Below are 2,317 nucleotides of genomic sequence, written 5' to 3'. Positions count from 1 at the left end.
TTCACCGGCACCGGAAAACGCCGCCGCTGGAAACGACGCGCCAACCAAGCGCCCGATGGATCGGTTCGGCGGTGATTCGTGACCACCGTCGGCGCTCGGCTCGTCGATATGACAGTTCACCCCCTTCCGGGAGAGGGGCGTGGGCCACGGTGAGCAGGGAACGCCGGGTGCTGCTGGATTCCTGCTCAATGTGCCGGCCAGAGCCGTCTGGTAATTGATGTAGCCAGCCACCGTCCCTGCGGTATCGAGAGCAACCAAGAGGCTGGTAGAGCTCTTGAGAAGCAGATCGCGCACATCGTCGATAGGGGCGTCCGTTCGTACGAAGAAGGTCTGAGGAACAACGGAACCGGATCATGCGCTAAGCGTTCGGACGCTTGTAAGTGGGCCCCGGGAGCTCCCGCCGCTGGCGGGCCCGGGGCCTGCAGATTTCCCCTAGAAGGAGACCCCTTGGTCTACGAGTTCAAGAACAACAGGTCCACGTTCCGGCGAGCCGATCACTTCGCCGCTGAGTTGCTGGCTGCAGCCGACCGGATCACTGAGGGCGGGTACGTGGACGTCCGCGCCGAGCATGTGCCGATCTTCCCACTGATGTTCGGCTGGTGGCGATTTGTTAACCAGAGCGCCAAGGCGTTCTGGCATGCCCACAACGCGGGCTACTCTGCCGAGATCGTCGTACTGAACCGCAACATCATAGACCACACCTACGCGATGGTGTGGCTCGCCGATGTCGGAGCCGCCGGCCTAGAAGCTGCGGAAGGTATTCAGCACAACCGGAATCAGGGCATCTATGAGGACGCCGTGGGAAATGACTGGGACATCCCGGCCGACGCTGACCCCGGCCCGCCGCCCGTCGGCCCCTCCGACCCGGATGCAGCCAAGCGGTACAGGACTCTCATGGGGGAGATCGGCTCTTTCCAGGAGCGGGCGAAGCACTTTGGCCCTCCGGACATGTACACGGTGTATCGGCACCTGTCGGAATACACCCATGCTGGTGTGACGACCGCCGACAAGTACGCCGAGCAGGTCGGGGACGGCAAGTTCCGACTGCGCACCACGTCCCGCAATCTCGGTTACGCCGACGCCATCTGGATAGCGGTGTCGCTCATCCAGGCTGGGCACGCCATCAGCCCCATGATCGTGGGCGACCCCCTGCGCAAGCTGCTGGAGCAGGCGGCCAAGGACATGGGCTTGATCTCTCCTAAGGCCATCTACCCAACCCGCCGTGTCAAGAAGAAGGGGCCCCGGCCGAAGGTGCAGACGACCGCTTCTGGGGCGTGATGTCCGCAACGTAAGGGACAACGCTCAGCGCACGGTCCAGTTCCGTTGTTCCTCAGACCTCGCTTCCCAGAGGTCGGAACCTGACGTCCGGTCGATCGCCTGGCCTTGCCTCCCCGCCCGTGAGCGCATCACTCACGGGCGGGCGCGTATCTCCCTGTTTCGGCCCGGTACTGCCCTCGCGACTCGGGCCGCGAGCCATCCCCCTTGGCGCCCCATCGCTGACTCCGCCGCCGTCTCTGTCCGTCTCCCGCCGTGCCGCGTCGTCCCTTCCCTCCCCGTCTTGGCTCCTGAGAATGTTTCTTCTCAGGAGCCATTTCGGCCCCGCGGTCGTCAACGCCTGGTCCGTCTATTCCGCCGCCGACCATTTCCTCAGCGACGCCGCCCGGGCGGCCGTCCTCGCTGGCATCTCCGCTTCGACCCGCCGCGCCTACGCTCGCGACTGATCGGCCTGCACCGCCTGGTGCGCTGAGCACGGCTGCCTCCCGCTCCCGTCAACCGCCGAGACCGTCACCGAACCCGTACGGCGCATCCCCGCTACCTGCCTCCTCCGGGCCTTGCGCGACCTTCTGGCCTTTATGACCGAGGTCGGCCACACCTCCGGCCCGCTGCTCGTCCGAATCGACCGCCACGGCCGCATTGCATGGGGGAGGGGCCCGTCGAATTGATCTTGCCTGGTGGTGGTGCCGAGGACGCTAGTTCTTTCCGTAGCGGACGCTCGTCGTGACTTGAGGATGCGGGAATCCCAGCGTCGTCCTCTCCACCAGGTCGCATGGGCCGACGAGTTCTCGCCTGCGCCAGCAGCATTCCGCCGCTCGATCCCGAGGCGATGCCCGTTTCGTCATCCGTATCGAATGCCCAGTTGGAGTGCTCGTTTCCATCTCCGGCTTCCACCGCCGGTAGTACACCCCCATCACATGGAATGTAGTCTGTGTGGCAACAGCAGAAAGCCCCGCGCGTGCCGGCCAAGCAACAACGCGGGGCCAACTGCCCGCTAGAAGGTTTGGTTCGGGCTCGGCGTCAGCCGAGCCCGTTCCTGTTC

The 2,317-nt window shown here is 65.0% G+C and carries 3 protein-coding genes; 1 reads left to right on the top strand and 2 read right to left on the bottom strand.

The features are described from left to right. Positions 1-294, bottom strand: a 294-nt coding sequence (locus tag HCK04_RS41705) for a hypothetical protein (protein ID WP_205831287.1), incomplete at its 3' end; no start/stop codon positions are given. A 153-nt stretch (positions 295-447) separates the two neighbouring features. Between HCK04_RS41705 and HCK04_RS40090 the strand changes: the two genes are divergently transcribed. Beyond that, a complete protein-coding gene (locus tag HCK04_RS40090; protein WP_142652743.1) occupies positions 448-1,278 on the top strand; it encodes a hypothetical protein in 831 nt (276 codons plus the stop codon). Between the two features lie 491 nt (positions 1,279-1,769). Here HCK04_RS40090 and HCK04_RS40085 read toward each other — a convergent pair whose 3' ends face one another. Further along, positions 1,770-1,907: a hypothetical protein gene (locus HCK04_RS40085; RefSeq protein ID WP_168066679.1), complete on the bottom strand. Its 138-nt coding sequence runs from the start codon at positions 1,905-1,907 to the stop codon at positions 1,770-1,772. Positions 1,908-2,317: the final 410 nt, after the last annotated feature.

Source organism: Microbispora sp. CL1-1 (genome assembly GCF_012034195.1).
GTDB lineage: Bacteria > Actinomycetota > Actinomycetes > Streptosporangiales > Streptosporangiaceae > Microbispora.
The sequence above is the reverse complement of the archived record's forward strand: the minus strand, read 5'-3'. Positions and strand labels throughout refer to the sequence as shown.